This window comes from Sphingobium sp. LSP13-1-1.1 (genome assembly GCF_040676415.1).
GTDB lineage: Bacteria > Pseudomonadota > Alphaproteobacteria > Sphingomonadales > Sphingomonadaceae > Sphingobium.
Map to the genome: position 1 here is coordinate 24886 of NZ_JBEGHU010000001.1, position 25231 is coordinate 50116.

The 25231-nt window shown below is 61.4% G+C and carries 20 protein-coding genes; 9 read left to right on the top strand and 11 right to left on the bottom strand.

Translation table 11 applies throughout. The features are described 5' to 3' along the window. Window positions 1-156 precede the first annotated feature (156 nt). Window positions 157-2862 carry a TonB-dependent receptor plug domain-containing protein gene (locus MRBLSP13_RS00115; protein ID WP_363751933.1) on the top strand — a complete coding sequence of 902 codons (2706 nt, stop codon included), beginning with the start codon at window positions 157-159 and terminating at the stop codon, window positions 2860-2862. Window positions 2863-3175: 313 nt separating this feature from the next. On the opposite strand, the gene MRBLSP13_RS00120 is transcribed toward MRBLSP13_RS00115, so the two are convergent. Together MRBLSP13_RS00120 and MRBLSP13_RS00125 are read right to left on the bottom strand one after the other, a co-directional pair. After that, window positions 3176-4300, bottom strand: coding sequence for an alpha/beta hydrolase fold domain-containing protein (locus tag MRBLSP13_RS00120; protein WP_363751936.1), 1125 nt, complete (start codon window positions 4298-4300; stop codon window positions 3176-3178). A 107-nt stretch (window positions 4301-4407) separates the two neighbouring features. Further along, window positions 4408-5523 carry an alpha/beta hydrolase gene (locus MRBLSP13_RS00125; protein WP_363751939.1) on the bottom strand — a complete coding sequence of 372 codons (1116 nt, stop codon included), beginning with the start codon at window positions 5521-5523 and terminating at the stop codon, window positions 4408-4410. 127 nt (window positions 5524-5650) lie between these two features. On the opposite strand from MRBLSP13_RS00125, the gene MRBLSP13_RS00130 reads away from it, so the two are divergent. Next, a complete protein-coding gene (locus MRBLSP13_RS00130; RefSeq protein WP_363751941.1) occupies window positions 5651-7051 on the top strand; it encodes a sialidase family protein in 1401 nt (466 codons plus the stop codon). A 72-nt stretch (window positions 7052-7123) separates the two neighbouring features. On the opposite strand, the gene MRBLSP13_RS00135 is transcribed toward MRBLSP13_RS00130, so the two are convergent. From MRBLSP13_RS00135 to MRBLSP13_RS00150, 4 genes are all read right to left on the bottom strand, one after another. Beyond that, window positions 7124-8050, bottom strand: coding sequence for an alpha/beta hydrolase-fold protein (locus MRBLSP13_RS00135; protein WP_363751944.1), 927 nt, complete (start codon window positions 8048-8050; stop codon window positions 7124-7126). 120 nt (window positions 8051-8170) lie between these two features. Next, on the bottom strand, window positions 8171-9238 hold the full coding sequence (locus MRBLSP13_RS00140; RefSeq protein ID WP_363751946.1) for an alpha/beta hydrolase: 1068 nt from the start codon (window positions 9236-9238) through the stop codon (window positions 8171-8173). Window positions 9239-9301: 63 nt separating this feature from the next. Further along, window positions 9302-10198, bottom strand: coding sequence for an ROK family protein (locus MRBLSP13_RS00145; RefSeq protein ID WP_363751949.1), 897 nt, complete (start codon window positions 10196-10198; stop codon window positions 9302-9304). Between the two features lie 5 nt (window positions 10199-10203). Then, on the bottom strand, window positions 10204-11340 hold the full coding sequence (locus MRBLSP13_RS00150) for a glycoside hydrolase family 68 protein (protein WP_414714683.1): 1137 nt from the start codon (window positions 11338-11340) through the stop codon (window positions 10204-10206). A gap of 188 nt (window positions 11341-11528) precedes the next feature. Here MRBLSP13_RS00150 and MRBLSP13_RS00155 point away from each other — a divergent pair, with 188 nt between their 5' ends. Then, window positions 11529-12608: a LacI family DNA-binding transcriptional regulator gene (locus MRBLSP13_RS00155; protein WP_363751951.1), complete on the top strand. Its 1080-nt coding sequence runs from the start codon at window positions 11529-11531 to the stop codon at window positions 12606-12608. A 162-nt stretch (window positions 12609-12770) separates the two neighbouring features. Here the strand turns inward: MRBLSP13_RS00155 and MRBLSP13_RS00160 are convergent, their stop codons facing one another. From MRBLSP13_RS00160 to MRBLSP13_RS00175, 4 genes are all read right to left on the bottom strand, one after another. Continuing rightward, window positions 12771-13886: a zinc-dependent alcohol dehydrogenase gene (locus MRBLSP13_RS00160; protein WP_363735947.1), complete on the bottom strand. Its 1116-nt coding sequence runs from the start codon at window positions 13884-13886 to the stop codon at window positions 12771-12773. Window positions 13887-13917: 31 nt separating this feature from the next. Then, entirely contained in the window at window positions 13918-15087 is a 1170-nt protein-coding gene (locus MRBLSP13_RS00165; protein ID WP_363735948.1) for a WD40/YVTN/BNR-like repeat-containing protein, read from the bottom strand. 242 nt (window positions 15088-15329) lie between these two features. Beyond that, entirely contained in the window at window positions 15330-16559 is a 1230-nt protein-coding gene (locus MRBLSP13_RS00170) for an acyl-CoA dehydrogenase family protein (RefSeq protein WP_363735949.1), read from the bottom strand. A gap of 254 nt (window positions 16560-16813) precedes the next feature. Then, window positions 16814-17935, bottom strand: coding sequence for an aromatic ring-hydroxylating dioxygenase subunit alpha (locus MRBLSP13_RS00175; protein WP_363751953.1), 1122 nt, complete (start codon window positions 17933-17935; stop codon window positions 16814-16816). Window positions 17936-18635: 700 nt separating this feature from the next. On the opposite strand from MRBLSP13_RS00175, the gene msuE reads away from it, so the two are divergent. The 6 genes from msuE to MRBLSP13_RS00205 all read left to right on the top strand — a co-directional run bounded on the left by msuE (window position 18636) and on the right by MRBLSP13_RS00205 (window position 24587). Further along, window positions 18636-19223, top strand: coding sequence for an FMN reductase (msuE, locus tag MRBLSP13_RS00180; protein ID WP_363735951.1), 588 nt, complete (start codon window positions 18636-18638; stop codon window positions 19221-19223). Window positions 19224-19262: 39 nt separating this feature from the next. Further along, a complete protein-coding gene (gene sfnG, locus MRBLSP13_RS00185; protein ID WP_363735952.1) occupies window positions 19263-20360 on the top strand; it encodes a dimethylsulfone monooxygenase SfnG in 1098 nt (365 codons plus the stop codon). Between the two features lie 147 nt (window positions 20361-20507). Continuing rightward, window positions 20508-20717, top strand: a complete 210-nt coding sequence (locus MRBLSP13_RS00190) for a hypothetical protein (protein WP_363735953.1) — start codon at window positions 20508-20510, stop codon at window positions 20715-20717. A gap of 41 nt (window positions 20718-20758) precedes the next feature. Continuing rightward, window positions 20759-22000, top strand: coding sequence for an SfnB family sulfur acquisition oxidoreductase (locus tag MRBLSP13_RS00195; RefSeq protein ID WP_363751955.1), 1242 nt, complete (start codon window positions 20759-20761; stop codon window positions 21998-22000). A 3-nt stretch (window positions 22001-22003) separates the two neighbouring features. After that, window positions 22004-23176 carry an FMNH2-dependent alkanesulfonate monooxygenase gene (ssuD, locus tag MRBLSP13_RS00200; RefSeq protein WP_414714684.1) on the top strand — a complete coding sequence of 391 codons (1173 nt, stop codon included), beginning with the start codon at window positions 22004-22006 and terminating at the stop codon, window positions 23174-23176. A gap of 10 nt (window positions 23177-23186) precedes the next feature. Next, complete coding sequence (locus MRBLSP13_RS00205) at window positions 23187-24587, top strand: FAD/NAD(P)-binding protein (protein WP_363751957.1); 1401 nt, start codon at window positions 23187-23189, stop codon at window positions 24585-24587. Between the two features lie 21 nt (window positions 24588-24608). On the opposite strand, the gene kdpC is transcribed toward MRBLSP13_RS00205, so the two are convergent. After that, the gene (kdpC, locus tag MRBLSP13_RS00210) at window positions 24609-25193 is read right to left on the bottom strand and encodes a potassium-transporting ATPase subunit KdpC (protein WP_363751960.1); all 585 of its coding nucleotides are present in this window, start codon (window positions 25191-25193) and stop codon (window positions 24609-24611) included. Between the last annotated feature and the right edge of the window lie 38 nt (window positions 25194-25231).

A 25231-nucleotide genomic window follows, 5' to 3' on the forward strand; every position in this document is an offset into this window, starting at 1 on the left:
TCGGCTCTGCAACCGGGTATCCAGGCATGTTATGGTCATGGTTCCTTGGCTCTGCCATTTAAGCTAACTATTGTGTATTCAAATTTGATGTCGTAGGACATAGGTCAGAAAACAGCGGTTCAAGCTGCATTGCAATCGATTTAATGGGAGGGTGATATGAAATTTTCCAACAGATATTGGGCTACCGCGGGGATGGCTTCCTTCATGGCGCTCGCCACTGCGCAATATGCAGCGGCGCAGACCACGTCGGCTGATGCTTCGCCGGCGCCGTCCGCTCCGCAGGGGCAGGAACAAGGCAGCAATGATTCGGCCGATATCATCGTCACGGGGACCAACCTGCGTGGAGTGGCGCCGGTGGGTTCGGCCGTCATCGCCGTCGGTCAGGCCGCCATGCAACAGACGGGCCTGGCCACCACGACAGATATTCTGAAGACGGTGCCGCAGGTCTCGTCGCTTGGACCGGGCGAAGCTACGATCGGCAGCACCGTCAACAACGCTGCGCTCAACACGACGCGCGCCAATGGCCTCAATCTTCGCGGCCTGGGCGTGCAGGCTACGCTGACGCTGCTTGACGGCCGTCGCGTGCCGCCGGCCGGCATCACTGGTTCGCTGTTCGACCCGTCCGTCATTCCGGCCATCGCGCTGGAACGCATCGACATAGTCGCGGACGGCGCCTCGGCCACTTATGGTTCAGACGCGGTGGCGGGCGTCGCCAACCTCATCCTGCGCAAGAATTTCAATGGCTTCGAGACCAGCGGTCGCTACGGGTTTGCCGATGATTATCGCGAATGGCAGGGCAGCGCGGTACTGGGACGCAAATGGGACACGGGATCGGTCACGATCGCGGGCGAATATTATTATCACAGCCGTCTCCGCCAGGAAGATCGTTCGAATCTCTTTCCTTGCAACCAGGTCGCGTTCGGCGGCACGAACAATTGCTCCTTCTTTGCGTCTCCCGGCAATGTCACCGATCCCGCAACCGGCATACGCTATGGCCTGCCGGGCGGTTCGGGGCGGAATCTGACCCCTGCCGACCTGTCCACCACGCCCAATTACGCTCAATCCTACCAGGGGCAGGATCTGTTACCTGAAACCGATCGGTGGAGCCTCGTGGCGCGCCTCGACCAGGAGCTGGGTTCGTCGCTCAAGGGCTGGGTCAGCGGCTTCTATGCAAAGCGCATGATCAATTCCCGCAATGGCCGCATTGATGTCAGCGCGCTCGTGCCCAGCACCAATCCTTTCTTCATATCCTTCGCACCTGGCCAGACAACACCACAGACCGTCGAGTTCGCGCTGATCGATGATGTCGGTCCGCCGATCATCAAAGCTGCCGAATCCAATTATCAGATCGCAGGCGGCCTGGACTGGGATATTGGCGGAAGCTGGCAGATCTCGGCTTACGCGTCGCACAGCTTCACGGAAGGTCGGAGCATTTCTCCGCAGGAAGAGAATATCAATCTTCTCACGGCCGCTCTGGCTGATCCTGATCCGGCAACGGCGCTCAACCCCTATGGTTCGGGCGGCGTCAATGGGGAGCGTGCACGCTCTTTGCTGGGACACTTCCGCATCGCCGGCAGCTACAAGATGGATCTTGCGAGCATAAAGACCGACGGTGAACTGTTCCAGCTTCCGGGCGGCGCGGTTCGCGTTGCGGTCGGTGCTGAGTTCCATCATGACGCGTTTTTCAATGGCGCTTATGAAAACTTCACCACGCCGACGCTGTCGCAGGAAAATGTGCTGTCTGGCACCAGCAATAGTCGTGACGTCTGGTCATTATTTGCCGAAGCCAATGTCCCTCTCGTCGGCAGCGCCAACGCAAGTCCTGGTCTCGAACGGCTGGAGCTGAACGCAGCGGTTCGCTATGACAACTATAGCGACATCGGATCGACAACCAATCCAAAATTCGGCTTGCGTTACGATCCCTTCAGTGACTTGTCGCTGCGTGCGAGTTACGGCACGTCCTTCCGCGCACCGTTGCTCGCGGACGTCAATCCCGCCAGTGCGGCCGCCGTTTTCTACATTCCCAATTTCGGTCCCTTCGGCAATGTCGTCGAATATGCCGGCGGCAATCCCAATCTGAAGCCAGAGACCGCAACCACCTGGTCCTTGGGCGCGAAATATACGCCTGCAAGCACGGGTTTCAGCGCCTCGCTCGACTATTTCAACATCGTCTATCGCGACATTATTGAAACGGCGCCCTTCTTCAGTCCGCAAGTGTTCACCGATCCCGCCTATGCGCAATATGTGATCCTTAATCCCACGCCTGCGCAGGTCCAGGAAGTCTATTCTCTGCCCTGGGCCGGCACGCCGTTGATCCCTGCGGCCAATGTGAATGCGCTTGTCGACGTGCGTCGGAACAACGCCACTGCAGTGAAGATGCAGGGCTTCGACTTTGCGGCAAACTATCTTTTCGAACTTGCCGACGGGACAGTGAATACGGGTATCTCGGGAACCTATTTGCTGAAATACAAGAAGCAGCTCGCGCCGGGTGCGGGGGCCGTCGATCGTCTGAATGAAGTCAATTATCCGCTCCGTTTCCGGGCGCGCGGTAATCTGGGCTGGTCAAACAAGATCGTCACCGCGAACCTGTTCGTGAACTATTCCAACAGGTACAAGAATACTGTCGGCTCGATCGCGCCAGTGCAGCGGGTGAAATCCTATACCACCTTCGACCTGTCGCTCAACTACGATCTGGGAGCCAATGGTGGAGCGATGGATGGGCTGAGTCTGTCTGTAAGCGCGATCAATCTGTTCGACCGCAAACCTCCGTTCGCGGCGGTAGCGCTCAATCAAGTCTATGACTCCACGGTCGCAAGCCCTCTCGGTCGGATGATTGCTTTCAACATCCGCAAGAAGTTCTGATTTCGGGGATATCGGGAGCGACGAAAAGCTCTCGACCTTCCCGTTGGGACTGTGGCTGGGATGTGCGGTGCACATCCCAGCCTTATTTTTGCGCGTGTGAGGCGAACAACAGAAACAGGTGGTGTCGTGCATGACGCCGGCGATGCCTTGCAGGCGGTCGGCTTGGCAGATCGGCATTTACGAGGGTCTTGATCATGTCGATCCATCCTGTGCCGGATAGATCTGTCGCTGGAAATAAAAAGACCCGCCGGGAGCGGCGGGCCATGAAGGAAAATAGGAAATCAGCGCATGGACCCGATCCTGGGTCCATGGCTTACCGCGATAGATGGCTGTCGAAAAAGCGCAGTACGGTCTGGAAGAAGTCCTTGGATTCGGGAATATCGGGATTGTAGATGAAGCCGTGGGGCAGGCCCTCCCACATGTTCAACTCCGCTTTGACTCCCGCATTCACGAGCTGGCGATGGGCATAGATCGCAGCACTATAGTCGAATGCGCGCGTGCTGGTCGCAAACATGGTCGGAGGAAATTTGGCGAGCACATCGGGGTGCAGGGCGGGTGCCGTCAGTGGCCCTTTCAGGTCGGCGCCTTCGAAATAAGGCAATACCGGCGCCTTCTGTCCCGACCGAAGCGGCGGCGGCGGCACAGCCGCGTCGCCAAGGGGCAGGCCGATATAGGTCGCGTCGCCGCCATAGGCGACATCGCCGAAGGACAAGCCGGAGCAATAAATGCCCGCAGCACCGGGGTTGGGCAGCCCCTCCTTCTGGATCCAGGCCAGGAACTGGCCGACCAGCATACCCCCGGCGGAGCAGCCATAGACGCCGATCTGGCCAGGCTTGTAGGATTTGAGCAGTTCGCGATAGACGGCGGTCACGTCCTCGCTGGCGGCGGGAAAGTGGCTTTTCGGGCCTTGCCTGTAGTCAGGCGACACGACCTTGATGCGGCCCAGCCCCGCAATCGGCAGGGATTCCAGTTCGGTGCATCCTGGAAAGCAGCCGCCAAAACCGCCGCCATGCAAATTGATGAGCACGCGCCGCCGATTTTGCGGAAGGACGCCGTCGCGCGGCGTATAGACATAGCTGTGGACACCGCCAATGCTGGTATCCCGCCGTTCGACATTGAATTGCTTCCTGGCAGAGGCAAGATAGCCCTTCATCCATTCGGGGACACCATTGTCGTCGATGGCACCAATGCCTTTTTGGAAGGCATTGAGATGTTCTGCCACGAAAGCCTTGCCCTCGGGCGACAGGTAGGACGACAGCGGAATCGTCATGGGTGGTGTTTGGATCGTCCCCTGTTCGTCCACGCGCAATGGGGTCGGCTGCTGCGCGGACGGCGCGGGCTGGGCGAACGTTGCCGTCGCGACGGCAAGCAGAGACGATGCCAGGATCAGCCGAGGCAGGAGGCCGGCCAGCCGGCCCTCCTTGGAGCAGATACTCATGATGATTTCCCTATCACAGCGGCTTTCCCGCTCCCGCTTGCAAGAGGTGGAGCGGGTCGTTCACGGTCGCGCTTTGTGCATTTCGACCGGCTGTTAATCTGTTTCGTTCAGCGTGCCAGATGCTTGCCGAAGAACTTGATCATCACGTCGAACGCATCCCTCGATTCCGGAACGGCCGGGTTCATGAAGAAGCCGTGGAACAGGCCATCCCAAACATGGAGGTCCGCCTCCGCCCCCGCCTTCACCATGCGGCCATGCGAATAGATGGCCGAGCTGAAATCAAAGGCACGGTTGCCCGTGATAAACAGCGTTGGCGGGAATTTCGCAAGCAGTTCCAGTGAGTTGGCGGGGGCCACCAGCGGGTCGTCGTAGCGGACCTTGCTGAAATAGGGGATGGGCGGCAGGCCAGCGCCCTTGGGCGGCGGCGGTTCCGCAGGCATCTGCGCTTCGCCGAACGGGGTGGAGATGAAGTTCGCGTCGCCGCCGAACTGGACGTCGGACAGCGTCATGCCAGCGCAGAATAATCCCGCCGCGCCGGGCATGGGCAGCTTTTCCTTGTCGAACCAGGCGAGCGACTGGCCGACCAATATTCCGCCCGCCGAACAGCCATAGATGCCGATGCGCTTGGGCGAATAGCTTTTGAGCAATTCCCGATAGACCTTGGCGACGTCCTCGCTTGCTTCAGGGAATTTGTGATCAAGTCCCTGCCGGTAATCGATCATGATCACCTTGTACCCGCCAAGTGCGGCCAGGGGCATCGATTCCAGCTTTCCGCAGCCCGGATAGCAACCCATGAAGCCGCCGCCATGGAGATTCAACAAGACGCGGTTTCGATTCTCCGGCTTCACACCATCCTTCGGGGTAAAGACCATCGCCGGTATGCCCGCAACTTTGGTCTCCTTGATGTCGACCTTGAACATCTGCTCGGCGGACTTGAGATAGGGAATCATGAAGAAGGGCAATTCGCCACCGGGCGGCAGGATCTTCGAGCGGGGGTCCTTCATGCTCTTGAGCTGATAGGTGAGGAACGCCTTCCCCTCCGGTGTCAGGAAGCTGGAGGTGGGGACGGTGAGTTCCGGCACATGGAGCGTGCCGTCGTCATCCACCTTTATTTCCGGGTGCCCCTTATTATCCTGTGCTGGTGCCGAGGCTGGAACAGCCCCCGCGCCCAGGAGCAAGCTGGCGGTGATGAGGCCCAGGGAAGGGCGGCGCCCTATGCGCATTTCAGTGCTCTCCTGACTATATGGACGCCATTCTCTTACTGGCGTGGAAATGGCGGTTTTGCACGATTGCAATTGATTGTAAACGGTCAGTGCGGCAGGATCGGGCAATGGTCCAAAAGGAGAGGTTATGAAGCGACAAATGGCGCTTGCCATAGCGATGACTACGGCGCTGACCGGTGCGGTTCATGCGGGGACGGCGTGGAGCGCCGGCGCGGCAGGCGCGAATGTCATCAACCGCCGCCTCAGTCCCGACGAACTCACCCATGCGGCTTCCGTCCCTGCCATAACGGTCGATCCGCGTGATCCCGATCGAGTCGCCGTAATCTGGCGCAACCTGTCGACCAATGTCGCCGCCACCAGCGGTGAAGGCCGGGAAATGCGGTGCTATGTATCGCTATCCACCGACGGGGGCGTGCGTTTCAGCAGCCAGCCATTGGAGTGGGGCACGCCCGACACGCCCAAATGCAATGCCCCCGACGTCGATTTCGATCGCGACGGCAAGCTGCTGGTTGCCGCAACTCTGGCCGGTGAATTGCCGCAAAACGCACCGAAGGACACGCCACCGCCGGGCCGAGTCGCGATGCGTGCTTCGGCCGATGGCGGGGCAAGCTGGTCCCCTCTGGTCGCGCCAATCGCCACGGGCATGCTCGACAAGTTCGCGCCCAACCCGGCCGTTCCCGAAGTAGCGAAGAAAACGCCATGGGATGGCGCGCGCCTGTATGTGGACAAGGCGGACGGAACGATCATCCTGTCCGGTGGCTATCCCGCCCCGCCGGAGGGGGCGGCGCACTCTCAGCGTTTCTACGTCACCTCGAAGGATGGCGGGGTCAGCTGGGCGCCGATACAGGCGTTTGGCGACCTGCAATGGCCGCAGCGCTGGGATGGACATATTGCCGCGGCCCACGGTCGGATCGCTTTTGCCTACATGGCTGATCATGTACCGCTGACAGGGGTGGAGTGCCTGTGCGTAGTGTTCGCCAGCGGCCCGCATGGCGGACAGGTGGTCCATCATTTCGTCGCGGCATCGAAGGAAATGGACACGCTGGTCCACTATCCGCCGATCGCGGCGGATGAGAGGCGCGAGAATGTCTACGCGCTGGCGATGATCAGGAAGGATCGGCCTAGTCCCGATGTAATGGTCACGGGCGACAGCGGCATGACATGGCAGACCGTGTCAGCGGCGACCGTCGATGGGGCTGTGGTGCGCGCGTCCCGTCCTGCGCTCAGCTATGCGCCGGACGGGACGCTGGTCCTGATGTGGCGCGGCTATTATCAGGATGGCGCCTATGACGTGTTCGTGGCGGCGGCGCCGGACGGAAAGGCGTTTCGGCCGGCGGTGCGGCTGTCGACAGCCCGTTCGATCGTGCCGACGGCATTCGCGAAGGACTATGCAGCGCGGGGCGATTTCATCAACGTAGTAGCAGCTAGCGCCGACTATGTGCATGCCGCCTGGACCGACTGGCGAACGGGCATGGGCCAGGTGGTCTATGGCCGCGTCCCCCTTGCATTCCTGTTGGATTCGCACTGAACGGAGGGCAGAGCGGACCCCATTGGCTGGCACTGGAGCATGATGCCTCGGCGATCGTGCTTCAGTCCGGCATCAGCCTTTGCTGTGTCGCAGCAGAAAGTCGAGGATTTGCGGCATGGCAATGCTGTAGGCGCTGCCATGAGTGCCGCCGGGAACCATCAGATACTCGGTTTCAACGCCATTATTGGCCGCCGTCTTACTGAGCGCCTTGGCCCAGCGGGGGTTGGAATGGTGGTCGAACTCGCCATGGACATACATGATGGCCAGATGCGCGTCCTTGAGGCGGCGGAACGGATAGGCCCAGCTGCCGACAAGGCATCCCGCGCTCGCGACGGCGGCCCATAATTCAGGGTAGCGGGCGGCCAGATATTGCGTCCCGCACCCACCCATCGAATTGCCCGTCAGGTAGATGCGCTTCGCATCGACATGATATTGCCCCTGAACCTGTTTCACGACGTTGAGGACGTCATGCTCGCTCATCTCCGCTGATTTGGGATCGTTGAGCAAACCCGCCGGCATCTCGATATAGTCTTCTGGTGCGGCGGACGGCGATCTGGCCTGTGCTGCCGGTTGCGGGACCGATTTGGGCGCGCTGGCGACCTGATTGCCCGTCATGGCGATGACCTGTTGCTTGGATGCTGCCGTGGTTACGATGGGAAAGAAATTCCCGTATCCGCCGCCGCTTGGATAGCCCAGCGGCGCCACGACGATCACCCCGCGCGCTTCCGCGAGCGCCCGGATGTCCGTATTTTCGAACATTTCATTTTCGTCCGATCCGCCGCCGTGCAGCATCACCACCAGTGGATAGGCCCGTTTCGGATCATAGCTGGTCGGCACATAGAGGCGGTAAGGGCTGCGCCGGCCAGCTTCCAGATAGTCATAATCGCGGTGCAGGTCGCCCGTCGCGACCGCAGGCGCGCCTGACACGGGACTTGCAACGGCCAGTCCGGCGAGCGCCAACGGCAGCATCAAGCCGGTCGAATGCAGGAGCTTATTCATCGCATCAATCTCATTCATACTGATATGCTGGAAGCGTGGCGACCGTTCCGATCGCCGATGGAGCGCGAGCCAGCGCGGATCGACCGGGCATGCCAGTCAATCCGCGTCGACCCTTATCCCTTATTTCCCGAACGCCCTGCGCAGGGCATCCAATTTCGACTTGGTGAAGCGGGCAGCCGGTTCCGTATCGGCGCCAATGACATCGAAGCCGTGGAAAGCGCCGGGAACGACATAGAGTTCGGTCGGAACACCGACGTCGATCAGGCGGCGGGCATATTCCATGTCTTCGCTCACGAACAGATCGATGCTGCCCACGCCGATCCATGCGGGCGGCAGATTGGAAAGGTCGCTGACGCGCGCCGGCACGCCGGCGGCAGGGACGGTCGCCGTGCCCGGCTGTTGGCCCAGAAAGGCCTGCCAGCCATATCGGTTCGCCTCTGGTCCCCAGCCGATAGCGCCGATGAAGGGCGGCACGGCGATGGAACTGGCGGTGCGATCGTCAAGCATGGGATAGACCAGCGCCTGTAGCGCGATCGGCACCTCGCGCCGATCACGCGCCGTGATCGCCAGCCGTGCGGCGTGCCCGCCACCGGCGCTTTCACCCATCAGGGCGATGCGCGTCGTATCGAGGCCGATCTGGGCAGCGCGGTTGTACATCCACTTCAGCCCAGCATAATTATCCTCGGTCGACCCGGTGTAGGTCGTTTCCGGGGCAAGGCGATAGTCGACACTGACGATGATGCAGTCCATTTCCTGCGCCAGCTTCTGGAGGCGGGGCACTTCCCACTTGGCCGAACCTGCGATGTAGCCGCCGCCATGCGTGTGCAGGATGCCGGGACGGCGGTCGCCAGCACGGGCATTGATGACATAGACCGTGACATCGGGCGCTCCGCCGCCGACGGGCACCTGCTGTTCCTGGACCGGAACGTCGGGAAGGCGCGCACCCGCGAATTTCTCGCTCATGCCGCGCATTTCTTTCAAGACCTTGGCATCGATCGAGGTGATCGGCGCAAATTTGAGTGTCTCGCGCGCCGCCGCTTGCAGCGCCGGATCCACATATTTCAGCGCGTCGGCGCCAGCGCCCGCCGCGGGCGTGGAAGCGGCCATGGCCGCGGCCATCGAGCGGACCGGCATGACGGCCGCCGCCAATGCGCCGACGCCCAGCATCGCAAATTCACGCCTGTTCATTCTCTCTCTCCTCAACTTGTGATATCGCGCTGCCGGTCTGGTCCGGCTGGTTCGTATCGGCCCTTATCCGCCCGCCTCTTCAAGCGCCTGCTCGGCCAGTATGAGCGCGCCGACGGGGCCTGCATCATTTCCCAACCGGGGCGTGGTTATCAGGCGGGACAGAAGTTCGTCCGTATAATCGGGCAAATATCCGTTCAATATGGCAGGCACCCTGGATTTCGCCATGTCCAGAAGGTGGGGCTGGCGCAACGTCACGCCGCCACCCACGATGATCCTTTCAGGCGACACCGTCAGGATCAGCGATACGAACAATTGCGCAAGATCATGCGCAACAAAATCCCAGCAAGGGTCGGTCGGCAGAACGTCCGGCAAGGGCATGTCGAACCTGGCCGCGAGGGCGGGGCCGGCGAGCAGCCCTTCGGCGCAATCCTGGTGGAAGATGCATGCGCCCGCGAAATCGTCGCCCGGCGCGCGCCGCAGGGCCAGGTGCCCGATCTCGGGATGTAGCAGCCCTTGCGCCGGCTTGCCGTCCAGCAATACGCCGCCGCCCAGGCCGGTGCCGATCGTGAGATAGACCAGGCTTGCGCACCCGCGGCCATTGCCATGCCGGTGTTCTGCCAAAGCGGCTCCGTTCACGTCCGTGTCCAGCTTGACCGGGCATCCAAATGCAGCGGCGAAGGGCGCCTTGACCTGAGTCCAGCTCCAGCCAGGCTTGGGTGTTGCGAGTATGGTGCCGGAATCGGGGGCGGTGGGAGAAACGCGGACCGGGCCGAAGCTGGCAATGCCGATCGCATCGATCCCATGGATATCGCGCCAGCCCCCGATCGTCGCGATGGCGCGGGCGATCGTCTCCTGCGGGGTGGTGGTGGGAAATTCGACGCGTTCGTCGATATGGCCATCGCGGCCCGACGCCAGGATGGTCTTCGTGCCGCCCATTTCAATCGCTGCCAGCTTGCCCATGATGCCTATGTCTCCAGCCGGGCCTGGTCACCTGTCAGGCGCAGGTGCAGGAACGGCGCGAACGTGCCGCCGAAATGCGATCGGCCCGCCGGCTTCCGTTCGGCGTCGGGATCGTCGACACCCCAATAATCGACGAAGCTGGTTACGGAAAGATCCGGCAGAACCCACCAGCTATAGGTCTGGAAGGGCTCATTTTCAGGGGTGGCAAAGACCAGCCCGTCGCCGTTCAGGAGGCGCCAGGGCCCCTTCAACTGCTCCGCCACAGCGCCATAAAGTCCCGTAGGCGCGGTGATGCCGGGCGCGAACACCTTCGCCTGGGTAGACCAGAACAAATAGAGCTGACTTCCATGTTCGACGATATGCGGGCGTTCCAGTTCGTTATTGACGCCGCAGGCATCGACCAGCGGGGCCAAGGCCGTAAAGGCGCCATCCTCCCCCTGCAGGGCGCAGCCGATCACACCGTTGAACCGATCCCGGCTTTGCGCGGCCGAGGCAGTGAACAGCAGATATTGTGACCCATCGCTATCGGTCCAGGGAAACGGATCGCGAAAAGCCTTGATCTCGCCAATTTGTCCGGTTCCTTCGTGCTGGCTGACATAGAATATGTCATCGGGTTTCACCAGTTCTCGTGGTTGGGACCAGCCGGTGAATATGGTTTCGGGATCGTCGGAAAGGCGTGTCGTAGATGCGAACAGACGTTGCTGGAAACTGATTGTGCCTTCATCACGATAACCGGCGGCGGTGAAATAGAGGGTGACTTCATCGCCATCCAATATCGCCGACCCCGACCATTCGCGGCTGCCTGGCGTAAATCCGTCGGGAAAGGTGGCAGCTATATGTGCGAAACGGTCGGTCCGATGGAAGTGGTGGATGCGGGCATGGGCGTGCCGAGCCTCCGGATCGTCAAAGGCGGGTGCTGCCAGCGCGAACCACAATTCTCCTCCTCGCCAGGCGACCGGGGCGCCGTAACGGTCGGCAAGGGGCCATGCGTCCCACACGTCCAGGTCATTTAGGACGCGATGGATCTCTGAAGCGTCCAGGACTGGCGCGCGACTCGGTCGCGCAGCCCGCCGGCAGAAGGCTGACGCTCGCCACTCGAGAGGCGAGAAGGAGACAGAATGTGGATTGTCGGATTCGATCATCGCGAGAGATTTACAAACGATTGCAAGAAAGGCAAGAAGTTGTGATCGGAAGAACAAGGCAATCTGTTCCGCGAGATTAAGCGAGTCAGGCATGTCGGCGCATGCCGCCCCATTCGGAGACGCTCTACTGGCTCAGGCGTCAGCGGGACGGGGATAACTTCCTTCCTAATCAACCTGCAAGATGATAAGTGACCATCGTGATGAAGAAGCGCAAAACCGCAAAAGAAGGCGTAACAGCTCCGCCACCCACCATTACCCAACCCGAGATCGTGAGGACCCTTGCAGATCTAGCGCGCATCGCCGGTGTTTCGACGGGTACCGTTTCAAGGGCGCTTGCCGATAAAAGCATTGTGAATTCGGAGACGCGGGAACGTATCCAGTCATTGGCCAAGAGACATGATTTTCGGCCCAATCAGATGGCGAGTAAATTGCGCTCTCGTCGTACCGGATTTGTGGGTGTGGTCATTCCCCTGGGCCACGAAAGACGCCAACATATTTCGGACCCATTCTTCTTGACCCTTCTTGGCCACCTGGCGGACGAGCTGGCCGAGTGCGGATATGATTTGATGCTTAGCCGTGTCATTCCGGACGGAACAAAGGACTGGCTCGAAAAGGTCACACGCTCGGGAATGGTCGATGGCGTGTTGGTTATTGGCCAGTCGGACCAGTTCGACATTATCGAGGAGGTGGCGGCGCAATATGAGCCATTGGTCATATGGGGACACCAGCGGGCACACCAGCGCCATTGTGTAGTCGGCACCGACAATCTCGCCGGCGGACGGCTGGCCGTCGAACATCTCGTCGCCACGGGCGCGCGCAAATTGCTCTTTATGGGCGATGCGGCGGGGATCGAAATCCAGATGCGGCTCGAAGGCGCCAAAGCGGCGGCGGCAGCGGCGGGCATCGCTTTGAAGCATGTGAAAATCACGCTCGCAGGGGAGGATATGGGGCCACAGATCGAGAAATCCTTGTCATCAAGATTCTCCTATGATGGCATCGTGGCTGCCTCTGACCTGATCGCGCTCTCAGCCTTGAGCGCCCTGCACCGCATTGGAAAGCGGATACCTCAGGATGTTCAGGTTGTAGGGTTTGACGACCTTCCCCTGTCTTCCTACTCGGCCCCACCTCTGACCACTATCCGGCAGGAAATTTCCCGAGGCGCCAAATTGATGGTCGAGAAGCTCAAGGAAAGAATGGGAGGGAAAAATACCCCGAGTGTGGTCATGCCTCCCATCCTGGTAGTTCGTGAGAGCACCAGGTCTTTATAGAAAAGACACGAAAACCGTTCTGTCCCGAAGATCCTGAGCAGGAAGGTGAAGCAATCCTTACCAAGGCCTGCTTCGGCCGGTGATATGCCGAAGGCATGATCTAGTCAGGACTGGTTATTCTACCCTTCATTTCCGCCGATAATTTCCTTTTCCATTCAAATTTTATTTTTGCCGATCATTGGCCGGACTTACCGTTACGTGGATTGCGCCTTCGATTCCCCGTCCCGCTGTTGCCAGGATGGCGTCATGCACTGTGTCCAATCCGAAATCGTGACTGCACATCCTGTCAATCGGCCACATGCCGCTCGCGATGATGTTCAACGCCGTTTGCACTGCGCCATAGCTGTGGCCGCGGGGCGCCCGGACAGTGAGGTAGCGCTTCTTGATCTCATTGATCGGCACTGTCGCGCCAAGTCCGTTGAGGCTCAACCACGCGCCCTTGGCGGAAAGGGCGACCGCCTGTTCGGCTATGGTGCCATCGGGATCCCCGGTGGTATCGACGACCACGTCAACACCCTTGCCGTCCGTAGCCGCCGCCACAATCCGCGAAAGATCCTCTTGTTGCGCATCGACAGCGATGTCCGCGCCCAGATGCAAGGCGAGGTCGAGACGCACACGGTCGCGACTGAGCCCTACGATGATGACTTTGAGCGCGCCCGCCGCCTTGGCCGCGAGCGCGCAGCTAAGCCCCTGCTGCCCCGGACCGAACACCAGCACGGTTTTGCCCAGGCCCGCGCCCCCATCCAACACCGCCCATTGTACGCCATTGCCCAGCGGCACTGCCATCGTCGCATGACGCGCGTCCATCGTGGCCGGGATCCTGTGGATCACCGCATTGGGGGCGAGATACATATATTCTGCAAAGCCGCCCCACAAATGGGGAGGGATGTCCGCGTTGCATGTGCCATAGCGCAGGGTGTTGAAGCGATCCTTCACATTGAAGAAATCTGCTTCCATGCACAGGCGGAAATCGCCCTGCCGGCACCAGTGGCAATGCCAGCAGGGCAGATATTCGTGCAATGCGATGCGGTCGCCCGGTTTGATGCCCCAGCGCCTTTGCGCGGCCTGGCCCAGATCCACGACCGTCCCGACATTTTCATGGCCCATGATGCACGGCGCGGCATTTTCCCGGCGATAGGTTTCAGGGTCGCTGCCACCCACGCCGGAGGATTCGACGCGTAGCAGGCCATCGCCGTCGCCAAGCCGTGGCAAGGCGAATTCGCGCAGCTCGGTCTTCTCCACGCCGGTCTTGACCGCCGCGCGGCTTGTTTCCGTCATCACTCCAATTCCTCTCGCAAGCCGGTCCGCGTCAGGCAAAGGCGTTCATCGCCTTGAGCTTCTCTTCATAGGCGACGCGCTCTTCGGGCGGCAGGAAATGCCGGAAATGCGGCCCTTTCGACATTGGGGGCAGGCCGCGACCGATCTGGGTCCAACTTTGGGCGTTGTCGAAGCTTGCGAAAAATTCCCCACAGGCAGATCCTGTGTAAAGTTCGACACCGCCTTCTTCGGACACATGCATCGCAGCCACTTCCAGATTGCCGGCGACTGGATCGGGCATGCCATTCATCGCCACCTGCCAACTCTGGCCGCGATCCGTACTGGTCATGAACTTGGGATAGGCCGTGCCTGCCGCGCCCCAATTGGGATTGGGGTTCATGCCGGCCCCCACCATGAACAGCAGGTCATGATGCGGGTGGATGAAGAAGGGGTCGGGATAGGCGCATTCGTGCGACGTGTCGGTCAATCGCTCCCAATTTTCGCCGTCGTCGCTGCTGTGGTAGAGCCCGATGCCGGTGGTCAGATAAAGTTCTTCGGCATTGTCGCCAACGAATATGACGCGATGCTGATCGCGGCGGAACTTGTCGTCAGGCCGTTCCATCGAATTGATCGACCGCCAATTTTCTCCGCTGTCGTCACTGCGCAGCAGATCGCCTTGTTCCACGCATATATAGATGGCTTCAGGACGGGAGGGGTGTGACGCAATATGTTTGATATGGGGTGCCGAGCGCGGGAAGAACCAGTGTTCAGTCCCTTCAACCTCGGTGCATTTGGGATAAGCCTGCCAGCTCTTGCCCAGGTCGAAGCTGCGATAAAACATCACTGGTTCGGTTCCCAGGTTCAGGATCGTGGCAGAGCCGACATGCTGCACCAGCAGCGAATAGACATGACCCGAATCCAACCCGGTATTGCGTGGCTCCCATGTGGCGCCTTCGTCCTGGCTGACCAACAGTCCGCCTTCGAAATGCAGCCCCGCGAAAAGAAGGCCGGTGGGTTCGTCATAGACGAGCGCGCTGACATGGCGGCCAGGCAAAAGCCTTTCATCCTCCAGCTTCCACGGCGCGCCCGGCCCGCTGCGCCTGAAGTCGAGCACGCCGTCCGCCGTGGCGACAAGCATCCGTCGCGCCGCGCGCTGGCTGGAGGAGTCGGTCTTGCCATTGGCCGACACGCAGATGATCGTGTCCTGGACATGCTGCGCCATGAGTGTTCCTATCGGATAATTGATATAATTAATCGTATAACGATCTTATGCACATTTCGCCGTCGCTTTCAACGCAGTTCCTTGATCCGCTGATTTCCCGGTCGGGAAGCGTTTCCATCCACTGCGAAAGCGCGCGAGGTAGCGGGGTGCGTACCCCAGACGGATTGGGATGCGCGACGCTACATCGGCGATGCGGATGCCACACATCGCGGGCATCCTTTTCGACCTGGCTCGCCGACCCCCTATTTGCGGGAGGGCAGGGCGAAGCTGCCTGGCTTCAGGCCCGCCATCGCCCGGCCATATGCCGGCATGGCCCGGTCCCAGGTGAAGGCGAAATGCTGCGACGAGGCATTAATGTCGCGGAACATCTGCTGCATTCGTTCCCCGTCATAGATGGCGGTGCCGCCCGACGCTTCGAAGATGCGGTTGGCGGAATGACGGGCGCGCTGCACGGCCCATGCCCAATCGCGGGATATGCGGGCGCTGATCAGCGGCGTGATTTCCCGCGGATCCCGGGCGCGGTCGATGGTTTCCGCGTCTGCGATCACCAGCGCCAATGCGGCGTCCACCTCTGCCGAGACTTCCGCGATGCGCCCAAGCGTTGCGGACTGTTCGGCGACCTCCAGCGGATCCGCCTCGGCCAACTTGCTGCCCAGATCGTCGGCGAAGCGCTTGATCATCCCCTGTGCCATGCCCAGAGGCGCGCCAACGATGGAGAAAGGGGCGACACTTGAGAAGGGCAGGCGATAGACGGCTGATTCATGGAGCCGGGCACCCGGCGTGGAGCCAGCCAGCATGTCCGCCAACGAACAACTGCGGTGGGCCGGAATGAAGGCATCGTCGATCCTGATCGACCGGCTGCCCGTCGCCCGCATGCCCATTGTGTGCCAGTCATCCAGAACCTCCAGATCCGACCTGGGTATGACGAAGAAGCGCGGCTCCATGCTGCCGTCGGATTTCTTGACCGCATTGCCGATGATGACCCAGCTCGCATAATCAATGCCCGAACAGAATCGGCCAAGGCCTCCCCGCAGTCGATAGCCGTCCCCTTCCTCCACAACCTCGCCATTAAGGCGAAAAACGGTGGCGAGCAGCGTGGTGGGATCTTGCATCACCTCTTGCTGCGCATCGGCGGGGAACAGGTTGATCAGCCAGCTATGGCCGGCCAGAACGCCATAGATCCAGGCCGCCGAGCCCGACACGGCCCCGATTTCCGCCGTGACCCTGACCAGATCCGCAAAGCCCAGTTCGGAACCACCCAGATCGCGCGGCATGACGATGCCGAACAGCCCGGTGGCTCGGATCCGGTCGACCACTGCGTCGGGCAGGCGCCGGTCGGCTTCGAACTGGCTGTCCTGCTGTGCCAGCAGGGGAAGCAGGGCGCGCGCCTCTGCCAGCGCATGTTCGCTGGATTGCAGGATGGGCCGGCCATTCGTCGCATGGCGGCCGACAATATCCGTCGGAGCGGTCATGGCCATTTCTATCCCTCTCTATGCTTTAGCGGCAATATTGTTAGTCCATTTTGATAGGCGATATTGGAGTGGCGATCAAGGGGGTTCCTTGTTGAGCAGCCCCGCATTGTCTTTTCGGCATTGGTGGCATGCATCAGAGCGAAGAATATTTTTACGTACGCCGCAGCTGGCGAGCATATATGCCAAGGCTATATGAAGATATTCGTCCGAAGTTGGCAATTTGCCGCTTCGTCAGGACCATTCGTCCCGGTGCGTCAGGATGCGGTGAGTTCTACCCCCTCGTTCGATTGGCGGCTTTCCGCATCATGCCTTTCTGTCGCGATCAGGTCTGCCAGCATGCGGCGGGCGGAGACGGGAGCCGCGTCGGTGGGAAGAAGGATCGGGCCCAGTTCGTTAATATCGCTCACAGCGCCCATATTGGCCTGCACCATCTCGATCATCGGTTCATCTTGCCGGGCGAATGCCATGTCGAAGAAATCGAGAAGGGCCTTGTCAACTTCGGGTTCACCCTGCCGCCGATTGCGCCCGTTGATGAAGAAATAATGCGATGTAAACTCGGTTTCCGGTGTGATGATGTGCAGTTGGGGAATGTGGATGCCCTGTTCGCGCTCCTGCCCCATTTCCCAGCTGCCCAGCGCAAAATCCAACATCGCGGGGGGGTACCATGTCATGGTGAGGTCGGATTCGACCGGTATGGCCGGGTCCATGCCGAACAGCCGGACATGGGCGGAGGACGGCCCAAGGCCGGTGCGGATGCGGTGGTTCACGATCGACCTTGCGCGCCGTTCCAGGCGCTGGCTGGTAGCGGCCAGTATCTCCTCGGGCGTGTTGGCGCCGCCGCTGAACTGAGGGTGGATGAAAGCGGCATGGCTTAGGTCCAGCAGATTATCCACGACCAGTTCATAATGGCCGCGGACATGGAGCCGGCCCTTGACCAGCGCATATTCCTCCGGCTTGTCGAGAAAATCGATCGACGGAAGGCTGGATTCATCCGCCTGTTGCGGGTCGCCTGGCCAGAACCAGATAATGCCGTAGCGTTCCATCACGGGCCAGGACGGGATGTCCGCCGCCCGCAATGGCCCCTTTGTCTTGGAATGCGGATTGTAGACGCATTCGCCAGCGCGGTTGAAGCGCAGTCCGTGGTAAGGGCATTCCAGTGTGTCGCCATCCTGCCGGCCTGCGGAAAGGGGTGCGAAGCGATGGGGACAGCGGTCCAGGATCATGCCCACCTTGCCATCTTCGCCGCGGAACAGGGCGACCTTTCGCTCGACCAGGGTCCGGGACAGCGGCTTATCGATCACCTCATCCGAAAAAGCCGCCGCATACCACGCATTTTTGAGGATCGAGAGCAATATTGACTCCGTGACTTGCGCCATGAGCGCCGACAGATTTGCTGGCGGCATGTCCTTCATGGGCCTAAACAACGCTGCAGAAAATATATTAAAATGTATAACATTCAAGTTCCGATTTGACAGCGGAGTCGCGACGTTCGGTCGGGTGAACGTCCGCCTGTTCATGTCCGCCGAGCAGCTGTCGAAAGACTCCTATGCACTGGAGCGGGCTGGGAGGCCTGGCTTGCTCTGGAAGGTGCGCGGTTGTTGAACGATCGTGCCGCAGCTCTGCTGGACGCTGCGTGGGAGCAGAACGACGCCCTATCCGGACAGCAGTGGTCGGAAACGGTGATCGGCATCGTCACTGCGAAGGTCGTGTCGGTACGCGGCAGGATGGAGATCACAAACGCATGTTCGATATATTGGGCGCGCGATCGACCACGGGACATTTCGGTTTCGACCGCTTCTGACGCAATTTGCGCACCCACGCCCTGATGACCCGGTCGACTACAAGCTGCGGGAACTCGGGGACTGGGCGCTCAACGATCAGGAGCCGCTGCCTACCTTCTACTCCTGATTGCCTCCTGCTGCTTATGCAGCAGCGGATCAGCACATCGCTGCGCAATAAGAAGCATGTCGGCAGAACGGTTTGGAAGAAAACCGATGTAATCAACTGAAATATAAAGATATAATAAAATTGGCACGATTTCTGCTTAGTGAAGCTCGTCCACAAGGAAGCAGTTCGATGACCAAAATGCTCAACGTTACGGCCATTGCCGGATCACTGCAGCAGCCCTCCCGCACCGAGGCGTTGCTCGATGCGATAATCGGCGAATTGCAAGCCGCGCTTCCCGCTCGCGTTCGCACGGTGAAGCTTTCCGAAATCGGGCCGCAGGTCGGCGGCGCAATGCAGCGCGCGGATCTGCCCGCCGATGCCTTCGCTGCCGTTCAGGCGATCGAGGAGGCGGACCTGCTGATTGTCGCCAGTCCCGTCTACCGGGCATCCTATACCGGGCTCCTCAAGCATCTGTTCGACTTTGTCGGGCGGGAGGCGCTGGTCGGGCGTCCGGTGCTGCTCGCCGCGACGGGTGGCACGGAGCGGCACATGCTGATGATCGATCATCAATTGCGCCCGCTATTTGCCTTTTTCGACGCAGTGCCGCTCCCGCTCGGCATCTACGCGGCCGAAGGCGACTTCATCGATTTTCGCCCGGCCAATCCTGCCCTCGTCGAGCGCATCTCAAGGGCGGTCGATGCCGCTCTCCCCTGGCTCAACCGGCTGGAGGCAACGCAGGCCGCCATTCTGCGCCAGCCCTTTCTGGCCCAGCTCTGACTCCCCCCAATTCTTCCCCATCACGACAGGAGATTGCCCATGTCCTCCCCCTCAGTCGAACCAGTTCGCTTTGCCTATTGGGTGCCCAATGTCAGCGGCGGCCTGGTCGTCAGCAAGATCCAGCAGCGGACGAGCTGGGACATCGATTACAACCGCAAGCTTGCCCAGATCGCGGAAGCGGCAGGCTTCGACTATGCGCTCTCGCAAATCCGCTTCACCGCAGGCTATGGCGCAGAATATCAGCATGAGCCGGTTGCCTTCAGCCAGGCGCTGCTGGCGGCGACGACCAGGCTGAAGGTCATCGCCGCGATCCTGCCGGGGCCGTGGACTCCGGCCGTCGTTGCCAAGCAGCTTGCCACCATCGATCAGATCAGCGGGGGCCGAGTGGCCATCAACCTCGTCAGCGGCTGGTTCAAGGGCGAGTTCACCGCCATTGGCGAATATTGGCTGGAACATGACGAGCGCTATCGCCGCTCTGAGGAATTCATTCGCGCGCTCAAAGGCATCTGGACTACGGACAACTTCAGCTTCCGTGGCGATTTCTACCGTTTCACTGACTATACGCTGCAACCAAAGCCGCTGCAGCGGCCGCATCCCGAGGTGTTTCAGGGCGGCAGTTCGCGCGCGGCGCGCGACATGGCGGCGCGCGTGTCCGACTGGTACTTCACCAATGGCAACAGCATCGAAGGGATCAAGGCACAGGTCGACGACGTGCGTGCCAAGGCGGCGGCCGAAGGGCGCAGCGTCAAAATCGGTGTCAACGCCTTCATCATCGCGCGCGATTCTGAGGAAGAGGCCCGGCAGGTCCTCGACGACATCATCGCGCAAGCGGATCCGGAGGCGGTCCAGGCGTTCGGATCGGCGGCAAGCCAGGCAGGCAAGGCTTCGCCGGAGGGTGAGGGCAATTGGGCCAAGTCGACCTTCAACGACCTCGTCCAGTATAATGACGGGTTCAAGACGAACCTGATCGGCACGCCCCGCCAGATCGCCGAGCGCATCATCGCGCTGAAGGCTGTCGGCGTCGACCTCATCCTCTCGGCCTTTCTGCATTTCCAGGAGGAGGTCGAATATTTCGGCCGCAATGTCCTGCCGATCGTGCGGGAGCTGGAAGCCGAAGCGGCGCTCGAAGTGGCTTGATCCCGATGCGTAGCGCACCACCCGTCCTTCTCGCGCATGATGGAGCGGAGCCCGCCTGCGGCGGCGGCCGTCGACCATGTCTCGTGGGCAGGCGGGTGAACCTGCCGGCGCGAAAACGCCGATCACCCCTCAGAAGGAGGCAAGGCATTGGCCAATAACGATTCCTTCAAGACCTATTCCGATCCGCGCTTGCTCACCAAGTCGGTGCGCGCGTCTGCGATGATGTTCGAAGATCCACTGTCGAGCGCGCCACCGAGCCGTCACGCGACCCCGCCGAACAGCAGTTTCTCCGCAGATGACACGGCGCTTTCATTCGACAGCCGTGCCGCGCTGCTGCCGTTTCGCAGCATCAACTGAACAGACAATCCGTCCATTCCCGCTTCAAAAGGAGTATCGTCATGAATGCGATCAACAAGCCCAATGTCCAGGAAGGCGTGCCGCCGCTTGCCCGGCCTGCCGACCCCGCCCACATCATCCGTAGCGATGCCGAAGCGATCGAGACGGCGGAAAGGCTGGCTGCGCGTTTTGTCGAGGGCGCTGCGGAACGCGACCGTGAGCGCATCTGGCCAGTCGCTGAACTCGACGCCTTTTCGCAAAGCGGACTCTGGTCGCTCAACGTGCCGCGTGACCATGGCGGGCCGGAGCTTTCCTATCGGACGATCGTGAAGGTCATCGAAATCATTTCGGCCGCCGATCCTTCATTGGGCCAGATTCCGCAGAACCATATCGGCGTCGTCGCGGCGATCCGCACCACCGCCGAGCCGGAGCAAAAGAAGATCCTGTTCGAAAAGGTGCTGTCGGGCACGCGGTTCGGCAATGCCTTTTCTGAATTCGGATCGAAACGCGCCGCCGAATTCGAAACCAGCTTCGCGGAGGACGGCGACGATGTGATCGTTTCGGGCCGCAAATTCTATTCGACCGGCGCCTTGCTCGCGCATCTGGTTCCGATCGTCGCCGTCGATGGCGAAGGCCGCGCCTGGTATGCCATTGCCGAGCGGGGCGCGCCGGGTCTGACGGTGATCGACGACTGGTCCGCCTTTGGTCAGCGCACGACGCTGAGCGGCACGGTGATCCTGGACAATGTTCGCGTACCCAAGAGCCATGTGATCCCAGGGTGGAAGGGCTATGCCGAGCCAACGGCCGACGGCCCGATCTTCCAGATCATTCAGGTCGCGGTCGATACCGGCATCGCCGCTGCCGCGATCGAGGACACCATCCGGTTCGTGCGAACCAAGTCGCGGCCATGGCTGGACAGCGGCCTCGACCATGCATGGCAGGATCCCTATGTCATCCAGGCGGTCGGTGGGCTGAAGCTGCGCCTCAACGCGACACGCGCGCTGCTTGATCGTGCGGCGATCGCGGTCGATGAGGCGGTCGCCAACCCGAATGCGGAAACCGTCGCGGCCGCGCAGATCACCACGGCCGAAGCCAAGGTGCTGAGCACCGAGCTTGCCATCGATGCAACCAACAAGCTGTTCGAGCTGGCCGGCACGCGCTCGACGCTCGCCGAACATGGACTCGACCGGCACTGGCGGAACGCGCGCACCCATACGCTGCACGATCCGGTCCGCTGGAAATATGCGATCCTGGGCAATTATTATCTCAACGGCGAAAAGCCGCCGCTTCACGCGTGGAGCTGAGCCATGGCCGCCCCTGTCCCTGACAAGATCAATGTTCTCTGGTTCCTGCCGACGCATGGCGACAGCCGCTATCTGGGCACGCAGGAGGGTGGCCGGGCGGTCGACCTGCCTTATCTGAGGCAGGTGGCCCAGGCCGCGGATTCACTGGGCTATTATGGCGTACTGTTGCCGACGGGCCGCAGTTGCGAGGATAGCTGGGTGGTCGCCTCCGCACTTGCGCCAGTGACGGAGCGGCTACGCTTTCTGGTCGCGGTGCGCCCGGGCCTGCAGTCCCCCACGCTCGCCGCGCGGATGACAGCGACGCTGGATCGCATTTCCAACGGTCGCTTGCTCATCAACGTGGTCACCGGCGGCGACCCGGTGGAAAATGGCGGCGACGGCATCTTTCAAAGCCATGCTGAACGCTATGAGGTGACCGAGGAATTTCTCGGCATCTATCGGGCGCTGCTGCGCGGCGAGGTCGTGGAGCATGAGGGCAAGCACTTCCGCATTTCTGACGGGCGTCTTTTGTTTCCGCCGGTTCAGACGCCCTATCCGCCGCTCTATTTCGGCGGATCGTCCGATGCCGGGTCGCGCATCGCCGCGCGCATGGTCGACAAATATCTGACCTGGGGCGAACCCCCGGCGGATGTCGCCGGGAAAATCGCCAATATTCGTGCGCTGGCCAGGGCGGAGGGGCGTGAGGTCAGCTTCGGCATTCGCCTGCATGTGATTGTCCGGGAGACGCGAGAGGAGGCCTGGGCTGAAGCCGACCGTCTGATCAGCCGCCTCGACGACGACACCATCGCCAGCGCGCAGAGCGTGTTCGCGCGGATGGACTCGGTGGGCCAGCAGCGCATGAGCAACCTGCACGGCGGCCGCCGCGACCGGCTGGAGATCAGCCCCGACCTGTGGGCGGGCGTTGGCCTCGTCCGGGGCGGCGCGGGCACCGCTCTGGTTGGCGATCCGGAAACGGTGGCGGCGCGCATCGACGAATATCGACGCCTGGGCATCGACAGCTTCATCCTGTCGGGTTATCCGCATCTGGAGGAAGCCTATCGTTTCGGCGAGCTGGTGCTGCCGCGCCTGCCGCTTGCCCATGCGACCGGGCCGAGAGCGGCCATCAGCAATATGGGACCGTTTGGCGAAACCATCGCCGGCGACCACCGCCCGTTGCTGCGAACCGGTCAGTCCTGAGGAAGATGGCGTGACAAACGATCTTCCTCCAACGATAGCGATCATCGGCGGCGGTTTTTCGGGCGCGGCGACTGCATATCATCTGGCGAGGATTGGGGGCGATGCCGTGCGCATCCTGATCTTCGAACAGCGTGATGCGATCGGTGCGGGCCTGGCTTATTCAACCCTCGATCCATCGCATCGCGTCAATGTTCCGGCGCGTCGCATGACGCTGGACCCCGATGAACCGGACCAGTTCAGCCAATGGCTCGACCAGAATGACGCGCTGGGCGACGATCCGGATGCGGTGCTGCCGGACGGGCGCCGCTTTCCGGCAAGGCATTTGTTCGGGCGCTATGTCCGCGAGATGCTGGAACCGGTGCTGGCGAGCGGGTGCGTCCGCCATATCCGGTCCGCAATCGCCCGCGTCCGTCCTTCCACCCGTCTTGGCTGGGCCTTGGAGACGAGCGGAGGAGAGCTATATCAGGCAGATGTGGTCGTCATCGCCACCAGCCACCCCCCGCCCATGCCTCCGGAGATATTGACCGGCGGATTGGCGGGGCAGCCCAAGTTCGTTGCCGATCCATGGGCGCCGGGCGCGCTGGATGGCATTGATGCCAGCGACAGGGTACTGATCGTCGGGACCGGGCTGACCATGGCCGACGTCGTCGCTTCGCTGGAGTGCAAGGAACATGCGGGTCACATCACCGCGATTTCCCGCCGCGGCCAGCGGTCGCGCGCCCATGCCCGGAGTCCGGTCGAACCCTATGGCGATTTCCTGACGCCGCCTTCGCGCACGGCACGCGACCTGGTTCGCCGCGTGCGTCGGGCGGTGCGGCCGGACCGCCCCTGGCAGGGTCTGTTTGATTGTCTTAGAACGCAGGGCCAGGGCATCTGGCGCGCATTGCCGCTTGCCGAGCGGCGTCGTCTCATTCGCCATATCCGTCCCTTCTGGGATACGCACAGATTTCGCATAGCGCCGCAGGTCGACGCGCTGCTCGATCGACGATTGGCGAGCGGGTCGCTCGACATATATGCCGCATCCCTGCGATCGGCCGATGCCGACGCTGATGGTTTCCATGTGTCGTTCAAAAGGCGGTCCGGACGGACGGAAAGACAGACTTTCGACGCTGTGGTGGCAACGACGGGGCCGGGTCATTCGGACGTTCTGACGTCCCAGCCCTTTCTTGCCGACTTGTTGAACGCGGGCCGGGTCGTGGTCGATCCGACCGGGCTTGGGCTGCCGGTGGACGAGAAAAGCCGATTGCTCGGCAAAGGCGGCGCGAATGACTCGTTGTTCGTGGCCGGTCCACTGGCTCGGGGGCAATTTGGCGAACTGATGGGTCTTCCCGAAGTGACACATCATGCGGTGCTTGTCGCCAATGGCATCATCGAGGCCCTCTCATGCGTCATGGCCTCAGCCGCCGAATGACAAGGGACAGGGCCGTCGGCTTCATCCTGTCGGATTGGCGCCGATGTCGTCCAGCCGTCGATTGATTTCGAGGACATTGACCCGCGCTTCGCCCAGAAAGCCGAGAAGCGGCTGCCGGATGCTCCTTTGCACCAGCGCGCGGACCTGGTCAGCGTTCAGTCGACGTGCCCGGGCCACCCGTTCCACCTGGAAAAAGGCCGCATCGGGGCTGATATCGGGGTCCAGCCCCGACGCGGAGGTGGTCACCAGGTCGGATGGAACGGGACGACCGGGCGAGTGAAGCGCTTTGACGTCCGTTGCGACCCGCTCCGCCAACGCTTTCGCCGTGGGACCGAGGTTGGAGCCGGAGGAGGCGAGGCCATCATAGCCCTTGCCCGCTGCGGACGGGCGTGGATGGAAATAGCGGTCTTCGGAGAAGTTCTGGCCGATCAAGACGGAGCCGACCGGCCTGCCGTTCTGCCGGATCACGCTGCCATTGGCCTGAAAGGGAAAGAGCGCCTGGCCAATGCCGGTCAGCGCCAGCGGATAGATGAGCCCCAGCAGCAGCGCGAAAAGCAAGGTCATGACCAGCGCGGGGCGCAGGGCGGTCTTCAGGTCGGTAAACATCGGAAAGTCCTTTCCTCCGTTCGCGCGAAACGAACGGC